The sequence below is a fragment of the Mesorhizobium sp. B3-1-8 genome (assembly GCF_006439495.1).
Taxonomy (GTDB): domain Bacteria; phylum Pseudomonadota; class Alphaproteobacteria; order Rhizobiales; family Rhizobiaceae; genus Mesorhizobium.
The window spans coordinates 113,835-130,891 of record NZ_VFTK01000007.1 but is presented as its reverse complement, the minus strand read 5'-3'; the positions used below and the strand labels follow the sequence as shown (position 1 = coordinate 130,891).

Genomic DNA, 17,057 nt, shown 5'->3' with positions numbered 1-17,057 from the left:
GGTTCACGGCCGGGCAATCGATGGGATTTGCCTTTGTTCGAGAGGCTCGCTAGAAGCCTGCCATGACCGAACGCACCGCCCTTTATGCCGGCTCCTTCGACCCGCTGACCAACGGCCATCTCGACGTGCTCAAGGCCTCGCTGGCGGTGGCCGACACCGTCTATGCGGCGATCGGCACCCATCCGGGCAAGAAGCCGTTGTTTTCCTTCGAGGAACGCGTGGAGCTGATCGAGGCGGCAACCAAGGCCGAGTTCGGCCGCGACGGCGGTCGCATCAAGGTCGTTTCCTTTGACGGCCTTGTCATCGACGCGGCCCGCAAGCACGGCGCCTCGATCATGATCCGGGGGCTGCGCGACGGCACCGACCTCGATTACGAAATGCAGATGGCGGGCATGAACGAGACGATGGCGCCGGAGTTGCAGACGGTTTTTCTGCCCGCCAGCCCGTCCGTGCGCACCATTACCGCCACACTTGTGCGCCAGATTGCGTCGATGGGCGGCGACATCCGTCCTTTCGTGCCAGCGGCCGTCGCCGGCGCGCTCACCGCCAAGTTCACCAAATAGACTTCCCGGAGATTCCTATGCAGCTGAAGAAGCTCGCTTCGTTCCTCGTCGTGCTTGCCGGCCTTTTCGCGGCATCCATGCCGGCCGTCGCCGCCGACAAGGAAAACACCATGATCATCACGCTGAAGGACGGCGACGTGACCATCGCGTTGCGTCCCGACCTGGCGCCCAAGCACGTCGCGCAGATCAAGAAGCTGGTGCGCGACGGCGCCTATGACAACGTCGCCTTCCATCGCGTCATCGACGGCTTCATGGCGCAGACCGGCGATGTCAAATTCGGCAATATGAAGAAGGGCTTCAACCCCGAAGCCGTCGGCACCGGCGGTTCCGATCTTCCCGACCTGCCGGCCGAGTTCTCGCAGAGCGAGCAGTTCGCGCGCGGCGTGGTCGGCATGGCCCGCTCGCAGGACCCGAATTCGGCCAACTCGCAATTCTTCATCATGTTCGCGCCCGCGCCGAACCTCGACGGCCAGTACACCATCGTCGGCAAGGTCGTCGGCGGCATGGATCTCGTCGACAAGATCAAGAAGGGCGACGAGGCCGACAACGGCACGGTCACCGACCCCGACCGCATGATCAAGGTTCGCATCGCCGCCGACGGCAAATAACTCCCTCAATTTTCAAAAGGATTTTTGTGACATGGCTGAGATCAAGGACCGCGAGAACGCGCTCATCCTGGAAACGACCAAGGGACAGGTCGTCATCGAAATGTATCCTGAATTGGCGCCCGGCCACGTCGCCCGCATCAAGGAGCTGGCGCGCGAAGGCGCCTATGACGGCGTGGTGTTCCACCGCGTCATCGATGGCTTCATGGCGCAGACCGGCGACGTCAAGTTCGGCAATTCGAGCAAGCCCACCTATGCGCCGTCGCGCGCGGGCATGGGCGGCTCCGACAAGCCGGACCTGAAGGCCGAATTCTCCAACGCCAATCACGGACGCGGCGCCTGCTCGATGGCTCGGGCACAGAACCCGAATTCGGCGAATTCGCAGTTCTTCATCTGCTTCGACGATGCCGCCTTCCTCAACCGCCAGTACACGGTGTGGGGCCAGGTCATCGAAGGCATGGAGAATGTCGACAAGATCAAGCGCGGCGAGCCTGTGCAGGATCCCGACAAGATCGTCTCGCTGAAAGTCGCGGCAGACGTCAAGTAGGGGCGGAACGATGATGGGCGCTGTCTGGTCCCTGCTCGGCATCCTGTCCGGCGCCTTCATCGCCATCCAGGCGCCGATCAATTCGCAATTGGCAAAGGGCCTCGGCCTTCCCGTGGCCGCCGCGGCGTTCTCGTTCCTGTCCGGCGCCATCGTGCTCGGCATCATCTCCATCTCGGTGGTGAAGCTGCAGGGCATCGAGCTCGACTGGAAGGCGCCGGCGCCATGGCTGTTCGTCGCCGGCGGTATGCTCGGCGGCTTCTATGTGACGCTGTCGACGATCCTCACGCCACGTATCGGCGCCGCGGCGCTGATGGCCTTCCTGGTCGCCGGCCAGCTGATCGCCGGCATGCTGATCGACCGCGCCGGCTTCCTTGGCGTGGCGGTGCGCGAAATCTCGCTTGGCCGTGTCGCCGGCGCCGTGCTCTTGCTTGCCGGGGCGCTGCTCATCCGGCTCTACTGATGCGCGTCGACCTGTTCGACTTCGAGCTGCCGGAAGAGCGCATCGCGCTTCGCCCGGCTGAGCCGCGCGACAGCGCCAGGCTCCTGGTCGTCAAACCGGGCGAGACGCCGCAAGACCGCCTTGTCGGCGAATTGCCGTCGCTGCTTCGCGAAGGCGACGTGCTGGTGTTCAACGACACCAAGGTCATCCCGGCACAGCTGAAGGGCATGCGCAGGCGCGGCGAGGCGGTGGCGCAGGTCGAGGCGACGTTGCACATGCGGATGGCGCCGGATCGCTGGCAGGCCTTCATGCGGCCGGGCAAGCGCATCGCCGCCGGCGACCGCATCCATTTCGGCCATGACGGCAATTCCTGCTTCCTCGGCCAGCTCGACGCCACGGTGCTCGAAAAGGGCGAGGCGGGCGAGGCGCTGCTCGGTTTCGACCTTTCCGGACAGTTCCTCGACGAGGCGCTGCATGCCGTCGGCCATATTCCGCTGCCGCCCTATATCGCCTCGAAGCGCGACGACGACGAGCGCGACCGCGCCGACTACCAGACCATCTATGCCCGGGAAGAGGGCGCGGTCGCTGCCCCCACCGCCGGCCTGCATTTCACGCCGGAGCTGTTTACCGCGCTGGACGCCAAGGGCATCGAGCGCCGCTTCGTCACGCTGCATGTCGGCGCCGGCACTTTTTTACCGGTGAAGGCCGACGACACGGCCGACCACAAGATGCATGCCGAGACCGGCTCGGTGAGCCCGGAAACGGCGGCGGCGCTCAACGCGGCCAAGGCACGGGGAGGGCGGATCGTCTGCGTCGGCACGACGTCGCTGCGCTTGCTTGAGAGCGCAGCGCGCGATGATGGCAGGATCGAGCCCTGGTCCGGTCCCACCGACATCTTCATCACGCCCGGCTATCGCTTCCGCACGGCCGACATGCTGATGACCAATTTCCATCTGCCGCGCTCGACGCTGTTCATGCTGGTCTCGGCCTTCAGCGGGCTGGAGACGATGCGTTCGGCCTATGCGCATGCCATCGAGAACCGTTACAGGTTCTATTCCTATGGCGACGCCAGCCTGCTTTACCGGGCGGAGACCAGCGATGGACGATGATCTCGACGGCATGGACCGCGATAGGCTGATCGCGGAGGTGAAGAAGCTGCGCGCCGGCATCCGCGCGCATCGCGACGCGACCGGGCATGATCTGTGCTGGCATCACCCCGATCTCTGGGACCTTTTGCCGGAAAAGACCGAACCTGCGATCGCCGTGCCGCCATGGCCGAAATTCATGCGCGGCTGCATCCGCTACCGGCAGTCGCTGGACGAGCAGGCGCCGGCCGCGCCGCTGCACGACAAGGAATTCAATGGCTGAGACTTTTTCCTTCAAGGTGCTTGCCACGGACGGCAAGGCCAGGCGTGGCCTGGTCTCGATGCCGCGCGGCGAGATCCGCACGCCGGCCTTCATGCCGGTCGGCACCGGCGGCACCGTCAAGACCATGTATATGGACCAGGTGCGCGGGGTCGGCGCCGACATCATCCTCGGCAATACCTACCATCTGATGCTGCGGCCGGGCGCCGAGCGCGTGGCCCGGCTTGGCGGGCTGCACGAGTTCGCGCGCTGGCCGCATCCGATCCTGACCGACAGCGGCGGCTTCCAGGTCATGTCGCTGTCGAAGCTCAGGAAACTGACCGAACAGGGCGTCACCTTCCGCTCGCATATCGACGGCGCGCCCTACGAGATGTCGCCGGAGCGATCGATCGAGATCCAAGGACTGCTGGATTCCGACATCCAGATGCAGCTCGACGAATGCACCGCACTTCCGGCCAAGCCCGAGGAGATCGAGCGCGCCATGGAATTGTCGCTGCGCTGGGCAGAGCGCTGCAAGGCGGCGTTCGGCGACCAGCCGGGCAAGGCGATGTTCGGCATCGTCCAGGGCGGCGACAGCGCGGCCTTGCGTGTGCGCTCCGCTCAAGCCCTGAAGGAGATGGACCTCAAAGGCTATGCCGTCGGCGGGCTGGCGGTCGGCGAGCCGCAGTCGGTGATGCTGGAGATGCTCGACATCACCTGCCCGGAACTGCCGGCCGACAAGCCGCGCTACCTGATGGGCGTCGGCACGCCGGACGATATCCTGAAATCGGTGGCGCGCGGCATCGACATGTTCGACTGCGTGATGCCGACGCGGGCCGGCCGCCATGGCCTTGCCTACACGCGGCGCGGCAAGGTCAATCTCAGGAACGCCCGCCATGCCGACGATCCGCGGCCGCTCGACGAAGAAAGCGACTGCCCGGCCGCGCGCGACTATTCGCGCGCCTACCTGCATCACCTGGTGCGCTCGCAGGAAGCGCTCGGCGCCATGCTGCTGACCTGGAACAACCTGTCCTATTATCAGAGGCTGATGCAGGACATCCGGGCGGCCATCGAGGCGCAGGCTTTTGAGACGCGGGCGGCGGAGATCACCGAGGGCTGGGCGAGGGGCGATATCCGGGCGCTATGACGCCGCATTGTTCTGGCGCAATTACGGACGGAAGGCCACGGCGAAGACGCCGAGCCCAACCGCTCACACTTTTCCTGGAATTGTTCAGGTGCTGACCGAAGTCGAGGTGCGCAGGCTGCAGCCGGTGATCTTGAAACTGCCGTCCGCCTGCTGCTGCAGCGTGTAGACCGCCTCATAGTCCTTGCCGTCGGGTCCGACGATCAGCACCTGCTGGACGATCGAACCCGGCCCGGTCTGCTCGACCTTGCCGAAGGAATAGGACTGGGGCTTGCGCACCGGCGCGTAGCCGTTCGTCACCATGTTAATGAAGGTATCCACGGTCGGAAAGATCTGCTTCACGTTCGGCGCGGCGAAGCTGTAGGCGGTGGCGCCGTCATCGGCGATGAAGGCTTTCAACTGGCTGTCGATGACTGCCTGCGCGGTCTTGATCTCGGCATCGCCGGCAAAGGCAAGCGAGGCTATCCACATCGGAACAAGAGCTAGTGCGAACAATATGCGGCGCATGGCCTGCCTCCCGGAACTCGCTTGGCGAATGCAATCTAACATACGCGCTTCGATGCCCGGCGGTTTCATCCCTTCGCAAGATTTCGCCGTTTCGACGCCGGAGCGCCCTGCCTAGGCGGTCGTCAAGAACGGCGCGCGCCGGCTGATGCTTGAAAGCCGGGCAGCAGTCTGCCACAAGGGCCGCTTATTCATGAAGCAGGCTGGCAGGACCGGGCAATGAAGGCATTTTTCGTGCAGATCAAGTGCGACCTGGGCAAGTCCTATGAGGTCGCCAGCGCGCTTGCCGATGCCGAGATCGCCTCCGAGATCTACTCGACCGCCGGCAATTACGACCTGCTCGCCAAATTCTATATCGACGACGAGGAAGATGTTGGCCACTTCGTCAACGAGCGGGTGCAGATTCTGCCTGGAATCAAGGACACCTTCACGATCGTGACCTTCCGGGCGTTTTGACGGACCTGGCGATGCCCCGCCGGGAAGCAGCAACTGACCCGGCCTTGCCGCTCATGCCTTAAATTTAGGCAATTCGCATAGAGCGGCCACCATCGCGTCCTAAATCACCGATTGCGCTTGATTTTCTCCGGCGAGGCCAGTGAAATGGTCCAGAGGGGAGTACGCGATTGGCAGCGTTCGACGAAATGCTTCCGGAAGTCTCCGGATTGAGAAGACCTTATGAGGCTTACGATCGCTGGCTGAAGGAGCAGGACCCGGCCAGGCTTACCCAGAAAATGCAGGACGCCGAGCGCGTCTTCCGCAAGACCGGCATCACCTTTGCCGTCTATGGCGAGCAGGAGGCGTCCGAGCGGCTGATCCCTTTCGACATCGTCCCGCGGATCCTCTCCGGCCAGGAATGGCGCCGGGTGACGCAAGGCATCGAACAGCGCGTGCAGGCGCTGAACGCCTTTCTCGACGACATCTACCACCGCCAGGAGATTCTGCGCGCCGGGCGCGTGCCGAGGGAGCTTGTCGCGAAGAACGAGGCCTTCCTGCCCGAGATGATCGGGGTGAGGCCGCCGGCCGGCGTCTACACCCACATCATCGGCGTCGATATCGTCCGCATCTCTGAGAACGAGTTCTATGTGCTGGAGGACAACGCCCGCACGCCGTCCGGCGTCTCCTACATGCTGGAGAACCGCGAGACAATGATGCAGCTCTTTCCAGAGCTGTTCCAGAAGATCAAGGTGCGGCCGGTCGAGAACTACCCGCAGCTTTTGCGCCAGTCGCTCGCCGCGGTGCGGCCGCAAAGCAGCAAGGGCGCGCCGACCATCGCGGTGCTGACGCCGGGTTCCTACAACTCGGCCTATTTCGAACACGCCTTCCTCGCCGACCAGATGGGCGTGCAACTCGTCGAAGGGCAGGATCTGCGCGTCGTCGACGGCCATGTGGCGATGCGCACGACCGAGGGCTACAAGCAGATCGATGTGCTCTACCGGCGCGTCGACGACAACTTCCTCGATCCGCTGACCTTCCGGCCGGATTCCGCGCTCGGCGTGCCCGGCATCATGGATGTCTACCGCGCCGGCAACATCACCATCGCCAACGCGCCGGGAACCGGCATCGCCGACGACAAGGCGATCTATTCCTACATGCCGGAGATCGTCGAGTTCTACACCGGCCGCAAGGCGATCCTCGGCAACATTCCGACCTGGCGCTGTTCGGAGCCGGACAGCCTCAAATATGTGCTCGAGCACATCGGCGAGCTCGTCATCAAGGAAGTGCACGGCTCCGGCGGCTACGGCATGCTGGTCGGCCCGGCGGCGACCAAGAAGGAATGCCAGGAGTTTGCCAAGAAGCTGCAGGCGAAGCCCTCGAACTACATCGCCCAGCCGACCCTGGCGCTGTCGACCTGCCCGATCCTGACCGAGAAGGGCCTGTCGCCGCGCCATGTCGACCTCAGGCCTTATGTGCTGGTTTCGGATCGTATCCAGATCGTGCCGGGCGGCTTGACGCGTGTCGCGCTGAAGCAAGGCTCGTTGGTGGTGAACTCTTCGCAAGGCGGCGGCACGAAAGACACTTGGGTGCTGGATGATTGAGATGAGTGAGTAGGGAATAGTCAGTAGTCAGTAGTCAGTAGGGGAAAGAGCAATGCCACATTCGGTCGAAGTTCGAAAATTCACTACTCACTACTCCCTATTCCCTATTCGCTAACCCGAAGGGCCTGACATGCTTCTCGGCCGCACCGCAAACGGTCTCTACTGGATGAACCGCTATATCGAGCGGGCCGAAAACATGGCGCGCCTGGTCGACGCGGGATTGCGCATGGCGCTGACGCGCACGCAGAGCGCTTCGGAGGAATGGAACTCGGTGCTGCTCAGCGCCGGCTCGGACATCGCCTTCAGCCGGAAATACCAGGACTACACCGCCGCCAACGTCTCCGACTTCCTGCTGCGCGACACTTCGAACCCGTCGAGCACGATGTCGTCGATCGAGACGGCGCGCAACAATGCCCGCATGGTGCGCACGGCGCTGACGCGCGAGACCTGGGAAAGCATCAACGAAGCCTGGATGTCGCTGAAGCGCATGCTGGCGAGGCCGATCGACGAACGCGACCTGCCGACGGTGCTCGATGCCATCAAGCGCGAGACGGCGCTGATCCGCGGTTCGTTCTACGGCACGATGCTGCGCAACGAGATTTTCGACTTCTCGCAGCTCGGCACCTATGTCGAGCGCGCCGACAACACGGCTCGCATCCTCGACGTGAAATATTACGTGCTCTTGCCTTCGCTGTCCTGGGTCGGCTCGACGCTGGACAACTACCAATGGGAGTCGATCCTGCGCTCGGTGTCGGCACACCGCTCCTATCGCTGGGTTTACGAAGCCGACTACAAGCCGACAAACATCGCCGACTATCTGATCCTCAACGTGCGCATGCCGCGCTCGTTGACCTTCTGCTACCGCTTCCTTGGCGAGCATCTGAAATTCCTCGCCGACGATTATGGCGAGCGCCATGCCTGCCATGCCACGGCCGAGAAGATCCAGGCATTGCTCAAGAGAGGGTCGATCAAGGACATATTCGACCACGGCTTGCACGAGTTCCTGGCCGAGTTCATTCGCGACAACACCAGGCTGGGCGACGAGATCGCCCAGGATTACCGGTTCTACTGAGCACAGCCGAGGGCGAGCGCTATGCGGCTCAAGATCACCCATCGCACCGAGTACCGCTACGATCAGCCGGTGCAGTATCTGCTGCAGCGGCTGCGCCTGCTGCCTTCCAGCGGGCGTACGCAGACCGTCGACTCCTGGGCGATCAAGGTCGAGGGCGCGCGCGAGGAGGTGCGCTTCACCGACCATTTCGGCAACGACATGCGGCTGGTGAGCGCCGAGAGCGGCCAGAACTCGATCACCGTCGAGGCCGCCGGAGACGTGACCACGCATGATACGGCGGGGGTGACGGGCCCGCATCAGGGCTTTGCGCCGCTCTGGCTGTTCGCACAGCAGACGCAGCTCACCACTGCCGGCGAGCGCATCCGCGAATTGGCCGGCGCGGTCGGACAGGGCACCGAGATCGAGCGACTGCACCGGCTGATGGGCGCTATCGGCGAACGCGTCGCCTACAGGCCAGGCACCACCAGCGTCTTGACGCCGGCGGAGGAGGCGCTCGCGTTGAAATCCGGCGTCTGCCAGGACCATAGCCATATCTTCATCGCCGCGGCGGGCGCGCTTGGTTTTCCCGCCCGCTATATCAGCGGCTACCTGATGATGGATGCTGCCGTCGAGCAGGCGGCAAGCCATGCCTGGGCCGAGGCCTATGTCGTCGGGCTCGGATGGGTGTCCTTCGACCCGGCGAACGGTATCTCTCCCGACGAACGCTATGTGCGGGTGGCGACGGGGCGCGACTATCGCGATGCCTCGCCGGTGTCGGGGATATTGCTGGGGCAGGCGCAAGAGAAGCTTGCCGTGACCGTCACGGTAGAGCAGTAATCTGCGCCGCAATCGCCAGACCGGTTCAGCGTTTGATAGAATCACCGAACCGCTCTATCTCTTTGTTTTCACGCAATTCCAGACGGAAAACCGCTACACGTTCTTCCTGGAATTGCTTTCGCAGAAGAGCGACCATGACCTATTGCGTCGGCCTCAAGATCGATCGCGGGCTCGTGTTCATGTCGGACACGCGCACCAATGCCGGCATGGATTCGATATCGACCTTCAAGAAGATGCATGTGTGGGAACAGCCCGGCGAGCGCGTCATCGTGCTGATGTCGGCGGGCAACCTTGCCACGACGCAGGCCGTCGTCAGCCTGCTCGACGAGCGCAACAAGGCGGTCGGCGACCGCCATGGGAAACTGCTCGAGACCCCATCCATGTACCAGACGGTGCGGCTGGTCGGCGATACGGTCAAGGAAGCGATCGCGCATGCGTCGCCCGACGGCGAGAAGGCGGACGCCTATTTCAATGCTTCCTTCATCCTCGGCGGCCAGATCAAGGGCAGCCCGCCCAGGCTGTTCATGATCTATCCGGAAGGCAATTTCATCGAATCGACCGACGACACGCCCTTCTTCCAGATCGGCGAGACGAAATACGGCAAGCCGATCATCATCCGTGCCTATGACCGGACAATGAGCCTGGCGGAGACGGTGAAGCTGCTGCTGGTATCCTTCGACTCGACGCTGAAATCCAACCTTTCGGTCGGGCTGCCGCTCGATCTTCTGTTCATGGAACAGGATGCGTTCAAGGTGGGGCTGAACCGGCGGATCGGCCATGACGATCCTTACTACCGCACCATTTCGGACGGCTGGTCCAGCGCGCTGAAACTGGCCTTTTCAAATCTGCCGGATTTTCCGGGGTAGGGCCTTTCGATCCAGCCGTTGCCTTAATATATTTAACATGTTAAGCAAAATTGAGAGCGGTTCGGTTAGCCGACATGGGCGGCTGCTGGGAGGAAATTATGGACAATGAGGAATTCCGCGACTGGTCGAGGCGGGCAGCCGATTGGGGCGCCGATTACCGCGCCGGCCTGCGCGAGCGTCCGGTGCGGCCGGCGATCGCGCCGGGCGAGATTTTCAGGAGCATCGAGGTTTCGCCGCCCGAAATGCCCGAGCCGATGGACAAGATCTTCGCCGACTTCGAAGAAAAGATCGTGCCGGGCATGACGCATTGGCAGCACCCGCGTTTCTTCGCCTATTTCCCGGCCAATGCGGCGCCGGTGTCGGTCGTGGCGGAATATCTGGTCTCGGCGATGGCCGCGCAATGCATGCTGTGGCAGACCTCGCCGGCGGCGACCGAGCTCGAGACGCGCGTCGTCGACTGGATGCGCCAGGCGCTCGGCCTGCCCGAGGGCTTTTCCGGCGTGATCCAGGATTCGGCCTCGTCGGCGACGCTTGCCGCGGTGCTCACCATGCGCGAGCGGGCGCTTGACTGGCAGGGAAACAAAAAAGGGTTGGCCGGGCAGGCAAAGCTTCGCGTCTACTCCTCCGACCAGGTCCATACCTCGATCGACCGCGCCATCTGGGTCTCCGGCATCGGCGAGGAAAACCTCATCCGCATCCCGGTCGGCGGACGTTTTCGCGCCATGGACACAGCGGCGCTCGAGGCTGCGATCGTTGCCGATCGCGAGGCCGGCCTGCTGCCGGCCGGCATCATCGCCTGCGTCGGCGGCACCAGCACCGGCGGCACCGACGACATCGCGGCGGTAGCCGCCGTCGCGAAGCGGCACGGGCTCTACCTGCACGTCGACGCCGCCTGGGCCGGATCGGCGATGATCTGCCCGGAATACCGGCAATTCTGGACCGGCGTCGAAGGCGCCGATTCCATCGTCTTCAATCCGCATAAATGGCTGGGCGCGCAGTTCGACTGCTCGATCCAGTTCGTGCGTCAGCCGGAAGACCTGGTGCGCACGCTGGCGATCAAGCCGGACTATCTGAAAACCCGAGGCCATGACGGCATCATCAACTATTCGGAATGGTCGGTGCCGCTCGGGCGCCGCTTCCGCGCGCTCAAGCTCTGGTTCCTGCTGCGTGCCCACGGTCTCGAAGGGTTGCGCAACATGATCCGCAACCATGTCGCCTGGAGCGAAGGGCTTGCCGCGCGGCTGGCCAGGGAGGCGGATTTCGAGCTCAGCAGCGAGCCGATGCTGTCGCTTTTCTCGTTCCGGCATCGCGCGGCACCAGGCATCGATGCTGACGAGCACAATCTGCGTCTGGTCGACGCCATCAACACCGATGGCCGCATCTATCTCACGCAGACGCGGGTCGACGGGCGCGTGGCGATCCGCTTTCAGGCGGGGCAGTTCGAGGCGACGGCAGCCGATGTCGACGCGGCGTTCGACGTCATTACCGAGATTGCCCGGCGTCCATCCTGAGGCAGCAGGCGTGTTCCGCACTGGTTTGCCTTTTGCAATCAGGTGATTTTCGTTAGCCGGCTTATGCCTTTTCTTCGCTTTCGTTTTCCGATATAGACGGAAAAAACGAAAATGGAGGACGCGCGATGTTTCTTTCGCCACGCCATGCCGAGATCATCCAGATGGCGAAAGACCATGGCCGGGTGCTGGTCGACGACCTGGCGACGCATTTCAATGTGACGCCGCAGACCATCCGCAAGGACCTCAACGATCTGTGCGATCAGCGGCTGCTGACCCGCATCCATGGCGGTGCGCTGTTCCCGTCCGGCATCGAGAACATGGAGTACGAGGCACGGCGCAAGATTGCCGCCGACGAGAAGGAGGCGATCGGCAGCGCGGCGGCGCGGCTGATTCCTGACAATGCCTCGCTGTTCATCAATATCGGCACCACCACCGAGGCCGTCAGCAAGGCGCTGCTCGACCATAACGGGCTTATGGTCATCACCAATAACATCAACGTTGCCAATAGGATGCGCATCTATCCCACGATCGAGGTTGTGATCGCCGGCGGCGTCGTGCGCGGTTCCGACGGCGGCATCGTCGGCGAGGCGGCCGTCGATTTCATCCGTCAGTTCAAGGTCGATTACGCCGTCATCGGCGCCTCGGCGATCGACCATGACGGCGCGCTGCTCGACTTCGATTTCCGCGAGGTGAAGGTTGCGCAGGCCATCATCGCCAATGCCCGCCACGTTATCCTGGTCTCCGACCGGACGAAATTCGAGCGCACGGCGCCGGTTCGGATCGGCCATCTTTCGCAGGTGAATACCTTCATCACCGATCGTTGCGAAATCCCGTCGATACGCAAGATTTGCGAGGAGACCGAGGTCCGGCTTATCGAGACGGCGCTCGAATAGCCGCGCATCACAGCCGGCTCACGCAGCTGTGATATTTCGTTTGACATTCGGTTTGAGTTCGAAATAATTCCGCCACGGTTTCGTAAAACACAAAAATGGTGCAATGCGAAATCGTTGGAGGATTCTTTGGACGCATCTCCGATCCATGACATTTTCGTCATCGGCGGCGGCATCAATGGCTGCGGCATAGCCCGCGACGCCGTTGGTCGTGGGTTTTCGGTATACCTCGCCGAGATGAACGATCTCGCCAGCGGAACCTCGTCGGGCTCGACCAAGCTCATCCATGGCGGCCTTCGCTACCTCGAATTCTACGAGTTCCGGCTGGTGCGTGAAGCGCTGATGGAGCGCGAGGTTCTGTGGAAGAACGCGCCGCATATCATTTGGCCGATGCGCTTCGTTCTGCCTTATGCCAAAGGCCTCAGGCCCGCCTGGCTGATCCGGCTGGGATTGTTCCTTTACGATCATATCGGCGGGCGCAAGCTGCTGCCGGCGACGAAGACGCTGGATATGGCCCGCGATCCGGCAGGCAAGCCGCTCAAGCCATTGTTCCGCAAGGCTTTCGAATATTCGGACGGTTGGGTCAACGACGCACGCCTGGTGGCGCTGAACGCTCGTGACGCGGCAGACCGGGGCGCCATTGTCCACACCCGCACCAAGGTTGTCGGCGCGCGGCGCGACGGTGCGCTTTGGACCGTAAAAGTGCAGAATGTGCTTACCGGTGAAATCGAGGAGGTTCGCGCGCGGCTTCTCGTCAACGCCGCCGGCCCTTGGGTCGATCACGTGCTCTCGACTGCCATCGGCCAGAACGACGTCCACAATGTCCGCCTCGTGCAAGGCAGCCACATCGTCATCCATAGGAAGTTCGACGATCCGCGCGCCTATTTCTTCCAGAACAAGGATGGCCGCATCATCTTCGCCATTCCTTACGAGGAAGAATTCACCCTAATCGGCACCACCGACCGCGACTATCCGGGCGATCCCCATGACGTGAAGATCTCCGACACCGAGATCGACTATCTGTGCGCCGCGGCAAGCGAATATTTCGCGCAGCCGGTGGAGCGCTCCGACATCGTCTGGACCTATTCGGCGGTGCGCCCGCTCTATGACGACGGCGCCTCCAAGGCGCAGGAGGCGACGCGCGATTATGTGCTGAAGGCCGATGGCGGGGAGGGCGCAGCCCCCTTGCTCAACGCTTTCGGCGGCAAGATCACGACTTTCCGCCGGTTGGCGGAATCGATGCTTGAGAAGATCGAAGGTTTTCTCGGCAAGCGCGGCAAGCCGTGGACGCATGACGCGCCGCTGCCCGGCGGCGATTTCGCCGCGACCGGCTTCGATGCCCAGGTCGCCAGGCTGAAGAACGCCTATCCGTTTCTCGACCAGCGGCTGGCGCGCCGCTTCACCCGGCTTTACGGCACGCGGGCGGAGAAATTGCTCGGGCTCGCCAAGTCGAATGCCGATCTCGGCCGCAATTTCGGCGCCGACCTTTTCGAGGCCGAGGTGCGCTATCTGGCCGAAAACGAATGGGCGGTCACTGCCGAGGACGTGCTGTGGCGCCGCACCAAGCGCGGCCTGCATTTCAGCCGCGAGCAGACGGCCGCATTGGAAGAATTCATGCGCGGACTGAGCAGCCGCCATGTCGCGGCGGCGGAATGAGGATCGACCGCTGATGCGCAAGGCCTGGGAGGAGGCGTGATGCTGGAACTGAGGAACGTGACGAAGACCGTCGGCGCGCAGGAGCATATCCGCGACGTGTCGCTGACGCTTCAGCACGGCTCGCTGAACGTGCTCCTCGGGCCGACGCTTTCCGGCAAGACCAGCCTGATGCGACTGATGGCAGGCCTCGACGCGCCGACTTCCGGCTCGGTCTGGTTCGACGGCAAGGACGTCACCGGGCAGAAGGTGCAGAAGCGCAATGTCGCCATGGTCTACCAGCAGTTCATCAATTACCCGGCGATGACCGTCTACGAGAACATCGCCTCGCCGCTGCGGGTGGCCGGCCTCGATCAGGCGAAGATCGACAAGGAGGTGCGCAACGCGGCGGCGCTTTTGAAGCTCACGCCCTATCTCGACCGCACGCCGCTCAACCTGTCCGGCGGCCAGCAGCAGCGCACCGCGCTTGCCCGCGCCATCGTCAAGAATGCCAGCCTGGTGCTGCTCGACGAGCCTTTGGCCAATCTCGACTACAAGCTTCGCGAGGAATTGCGCGCCGAGCTGCCGAAAATTTTTGCCGCCGCCGGCACCATCTTCGTCTATGCGACGACAGAGCCGCACGAGGCGCTTTTGCTCGGCGGCAACACGGCGACGCTTTCGGAAGGCCGCGTCACGCAATTCGGCCCGACGGTCGAAGTGTTCCGCAAGCCCGTCGATCTGGTGACGGCGCGGACCTTCGCCGATCCGCCGCTCAACACCATCGTGCTCTCCAAGAAGGGGTCGGATTTCCTGCTCGAAGGCGGCGTCAAGTTGCCGGTGCCGACGGAACTCAACGGCATTCCTGACGCCAGCTACACGATCGGCTTCCAGCCGCATCATTTGTCGCTGGAGCGGCCGAACGCTTCCGCTGTGCCGGTGCGGGCGAAGGTCACCATCACGGAGATCACCGGCTCGGAAAGCTTCGTCCATCTCGATTTCGCCGATGCGCGCTGGGTCATGCTTGCGCATGGCATTCTCGATTTCGAGACGGACGACGAGGTCGAGGTGTTCATCGATCCGCGCCACATCATGGTGTTCGACCAGAACGGCCGCGCCGTGACGGCGTCGAAGCTGGCGGCGTGAGGAGCAAACGATGGCGCGCATCGAGGTCAACCATATTCGTCATTCCTACCTGCCCAACCCGCAGAAGGATTCCGATTTCGCGCTGAAGGAAGTGCACCACACCTTCGAGGATGGCGGCGCCTACGCGCTGCTTGGGCCGTCGGGCTGCGGCAAGACCACTCTGCTCAACATCATTTCCGGCTTGCTGCATCCCTCGCACGGCAAGCTTTTGTTCAACGGCCGTGACGTCACCAATCTGTCGACGCAGGAACGCAACATCGCGCAGGTGTTCCAGTTCCCGGTCATCTACGACACCATGACCGTCTACGACAATCTGGCTTTCCCGCTGCGCAACCGCCGCGTGCCGGAGACGGACGTCGACCGCAAGGTGCGCGAGACGCTCGACATGATCGATCTCGCTTCGCTGGCAAAGAAGAAGGCGCGCGGGCTCACCGCCGACCAGAAGCAGAAGATCTCGCTTGGACGCGGCCTGGTGCGCTCGGACGTCAACGCCATCCTGTTCGACGAGCCGCTGACGGTGATCGACCCGCATATGAAGTGGGTGCTGCGCTCGCAGTTGAAGCAGCTGCACCGGCGCTTCGGCTACACAATGGTCTATGTCACGCACGATCAGACCGAAGCGCTGACTTTCGCCGACCGGGTGGTGGTCATGTATGACGGCGAGATCGTCCAGATCGGCTCGCCGGCCGAGCTCTTCGAGCGCCCGCGACACACTTTCGTCGGCTATTTCATCGGCTCGCCGGGCATGAACGTGCTGCCGGTTGCGCTGGAAGGCAGAACGGCGACGCTCGGCGCGCAGCGCATCGAATTGCCCGGCGTGCCCAAGGCCGAAGCCGGCGCCGTCGAGCTCGGCATCCGCCCCGAATATGTGCGGCTCGTCCGCGAGGGCATGGCGGTGCAGGTCTCCAAGGTCGAGGACGTCGGCCGCCACAAGGTCGTGCGCGCCAACCTGGAAGGCAGGGAGATTGCCGCGGTGATCGGCGAGGACGACGAAGTCCCGGCCGAGCCGAAAGTCCGCTTCGATCCGGCCGGCATCAACATCTATGCCGATTCCTGGCGCGTCGAGATGGGGGCGTAGATGGACAAGACCTGGAACAACAAGGCCTGGTTCCTTGTGCTGCCGGTGCTGGTGCTGGTGGCGTTCTCGGCTGTCATCCCGCTGATGACCGTCGTCAACTATTCGGTGCAGGACACGTTCGGCAACAACGTCTTCTTCTGGGCCGGCACCGAATGGTTCGAGGAACTGCTGCACTCCGACCGCTTCTGGGAAGCGATGGTGCGCAACCTGATCTTCTCCTTCATCATCCTGGCGATCGAGGTGCCGCTCGGCATCTTCATCGCGCTCAACATGCCGAAGAAGGGCTGGGGGGTGCCGGTCTGCCTGGTGCTGATGGCGCTGCCGCTGCTCGTACCGTGGAACGTCGTCGGCACGATCTGGCAGGTCTTCGGCCGCAACGACATCGGCCTGCTCGGCTATTACGTCAATGCGCTTGGCATCGACTACAACTACGTCCAGGATCCGATCGACGCCTGGGTCACCGTCATCATCATGGATGTCTGGCACTGGACCAGCCTGGTCGTGCTGCTTTGCTATGCCGGCCTGGTCTCGATTCCCGATGCCTTCTACCAGGCGGCCAAGATCGACGGCGCATCGCGCTGGGCGGTGTTCCGCTACATCCAGCTGCCCAAGATGCAGCGTGTGCTGCTGATCGCCGTGCTGTTGCGCTTCATGGATAGCTTCATGATCTATACCGAGCCCTTCGTCGTCACCGGCGGCGGCCCCGGCAATTCGACCACTTTCCTGTCGATCGACCTCGTCAAGACTGCCCTCGGCCAGTTCGACCTCGGTCCGGCGGCGGCAATGTCGCTGGTCTACTTCCTGATCATCCTGTTGTTGTCGTGGGTGTTCTACACCGTGATGACCAATTACGACGCGGAGCGCTGA

Annotated in this window: 19 protein-coding genes; 18 read left to right on the top strand and 1 reads right to left on the bottom strand. The window is 63.0% G+C overall.

Annotated features, from left to right (window positions below):
• Window positions 1–62: 62 nt before the first annotated feature.
• The 7 genes from coaD (at window position 63) to tgt (ending at window position 4,645) form a co-directional block, all read left to right on the top strand.
• A complete protein-coding gene (coaD, locus tag FJ424_RS08950) occupies window positions 63–563 on the top strand; it encodes a pantetheine-phosphate adenylyltransferase (protein WP_140642862.1) in 501 nt (166 codons plus the stop codon).
• A 77-nt stretch (window positions 564–640) separates the two neighbouring features.
• On the top strand, window positions 641–1,171 hold the full coding sequence (locus FJ424_RS08945) for a peptidylprolyl isomerase (RefSeq protein WP_246677191.1): 531 nt from the start codon (window positions 641–643) through the stop codon (window positions 1,169–1,171).
• Between the two features lie 31 nt (window positions 1,172–1,202).
• The gene (locus FJ424_RS08940; RefSeq protein WP_140653014.1) at window positions 1,203–1,715 is read left to right on the top strand and encodes a peptidylprolyl isomerase; all 513 of its coding nucleotides are present in this window, start codon (window positions 1,203–1,205) and stop codon (window positions 1,713–1,715) included.
• A gap of 10 nt (window positions 1,716–1,725) precedes the next feature.
• Window positions 1,726–2,175: a DMT family transporter gene (locus FJ424_RS08935; protein WP_140653015.1), complete on the top strand. Its 450-nt coding sequence runs from the start codon at window positions 1,726–1,728 to the stop codon at window positions 2,173–2,175.
• Window positions 2,175–3,263 carry a tRNA preQ1(34) S-adenosylmethionine ribosyltransferase-isomerase QueA gene (gene queA / locus FJ424_RS08930; protein WP_140653017.1) on the top strand — a complete coding sequence of 363 codons (1,089 nt, stop codon included), beginning with the start codon at window positions 2,175–2,177 and terminating at the stop codon, window positions 3,261–3,263. The genes FJ424_RS08935 and queA overlap by 1 nt, the downstream gene beginning before the upstream one ends.
• Window positions 3,253–3,522, top strand: coding sequence for a hypothetical protein (locus tag FJ424_RS08925; RefSeq protein WP_140653019.1), 270 nt, complete (start codon window positions 3,253–3,255; stop codon window positions 3,520–3,522). Before queA ends, FJ424_RS08925 begins: the two co-directional genes overlap by 11 nt.
• Window positions 3,515–4,645 (top strand): tRNA guanosine(34) transglycosylase Tgt, encoded by a 1,131-nt coding sequence (tgt, locus tag FJ424_RS08920; RefSeq protein WP_140653021.1) that lies wholly within the window; start codon window positions 3,515–3,517, stop codon window positions 4,643–4,645. The genes FJ424_RS08925 and tgt overlap by 8 nt, the downstream gene beginning before the upstream one ends.
• Window positions 4,646–4,729: 84 nt before the next feature.
• On the opposite strand, the gene FJ424_RS08915 is transcribed toward tgt, so the two are convergent.
• Entirely contained in the window at window positions 4,730–5,149 is a 420-nt protein-coding gene (locus tag FJ424_RS08915) for a DUF4864 domain-containing protein (RefSeq protein ID WP_140653023.1), read from the bottom strand.
• Between the two features lie 216 nt (window positions 5,150–5,365).
• On the opposite strand from FJ424_RS08915, the gene FJ424_RS08910 reads away from it, so the two are divergent.
• The 11 genes from FJ424_RS08910 (at window position 5,366) to FJ424_RS08860 (ending at window position 17,057) form a co-directional block, all read left to right on the top strand.
• Window positions 5,366–5,602, top strand: coding sequence for an Lrp/AsnC family transcriptional regulator (locus tag FJ424_RS08910; protein ID WP_040995065.1), 237 nt, complete (start codon window positions 5,366–5,368; stop codon window positions 5,600–5,602).
• Between the two features lie 167 nt (window positions 5,603–5,769).
• Window positions 5,770–7,182 carry a circularly permuted type 2 ATP-grasp protein gene (locus FJ424_RS08905; RefSeq protein ID WP_181181547.1) on the top strand — a complete coding sequence of 471 codons (1,413 nt, stop codon included), beginning with the start codon at window positions 5,770–5,772 and terminating at the stop codon, window positions 7,180–7,182.
• Window positions 7,183–7,312: 130 nt separating this feature from the next.
• Entirely contained in the window at window positions 7,313–8,254 is a 942-nt protein-coding gene (locus FJ424_RS08900; protein ID WP_140642842.1) for an alpha-E domain-containing protein, read from the top strand.
• Between the two features lie 21 nt (window positions 8,255–8,275).
• On the top strand, window positions 8,276–9,070 hold the full coding sequence (locus FJ424_RS08895) for a transglutaminase family protein (protein ID WP_140653025.1): 795 nt from the start codon (window positions 8,276–8,278) through the stop codon (window positions 9,068–9,070).
• Between the two features lie 134 nt (window positions 9,071–9,204).
• Entirely contained in the window at window positions 9,205–9,936 is a 732-nt protein-coding gene (locus FJ424_RS08890) for a peptidase (RefSeq protein ID WP_140642836.1), read from the top strand.
• Between the two features lie 98 nt (window positions 9,937–10,034).
• Window positions 10,035–11,447 carry a pyridoxal-dependent decarboxylase gene (locus tag FJ424_RS08885; protein WP_140653027.1) on the top strand — a complete coding sequence of 471 codons (1,413 nt, stop codon included), beginning with the start codon at window positions 10,035–10,037 and terminating at the stop codon, window positions 11,445–11,447.
• A 125-nt stretch (window positions 11,448–11,572) separates the two neighbouring features.
• A complete protein-coding gene (locus FJ424_RS08880; RefSeq protein WP_140653029.1) occupies window positions 11,573–12,340 on the top strand; it encodes a DeoR/GlpR family DNA-binding transcription regulator in 768 nt (255 codons plus the stop codon).
• Between the two features lie 126 nt (window positions 12,341–12,466).
• Window positions 12,467–13,993, top strand: a complete 1,527-nt coding sequence (gene glpD, locus FJ424_RS08875; protein ID WP_140653032.1) for a glycerol-3-phosphate dehydrogenase — start codon at window positions 12,467–12,469, stop codon at window positions 13,991–13,993.
• Between the two features lie 39 nt (window positions 13,994–14,032).
• Window positions 14,033–15,112 (top strand): ABC transporter ATP-binding protein, encoded by a 1,080-nt coding sequence (locus tag FJ424_RS08870; RefSeq protein ID WP_140653034.1) that lies wholly within the window; start codon window positions 14,033–14,035, stop codon window positions 15,110–15,112.
• Between the two features lie 10 nt (window positions 15,113–15,122).
• Window positions 15,123–16,190, top strand: coding sequence for an ABC transporter ATP-binding protein (locus tag FJ424_RS08865; RefSeq protein WP_140653036.1), 1,068 nt, complete (start codon window positions 15,123–15,125; stop codon window positions 16,188–16,190).
• Window positions 16,191–17,057, top strand: coding sequence for a sugar ABC transporter permease (locus FJ424_RS08860; protein WP_140653038.1), 867 nt, complete (start codon window positions 16,191–16,193; stop codon window positions 17,055–17,057). It begins immediately after the preceding gene.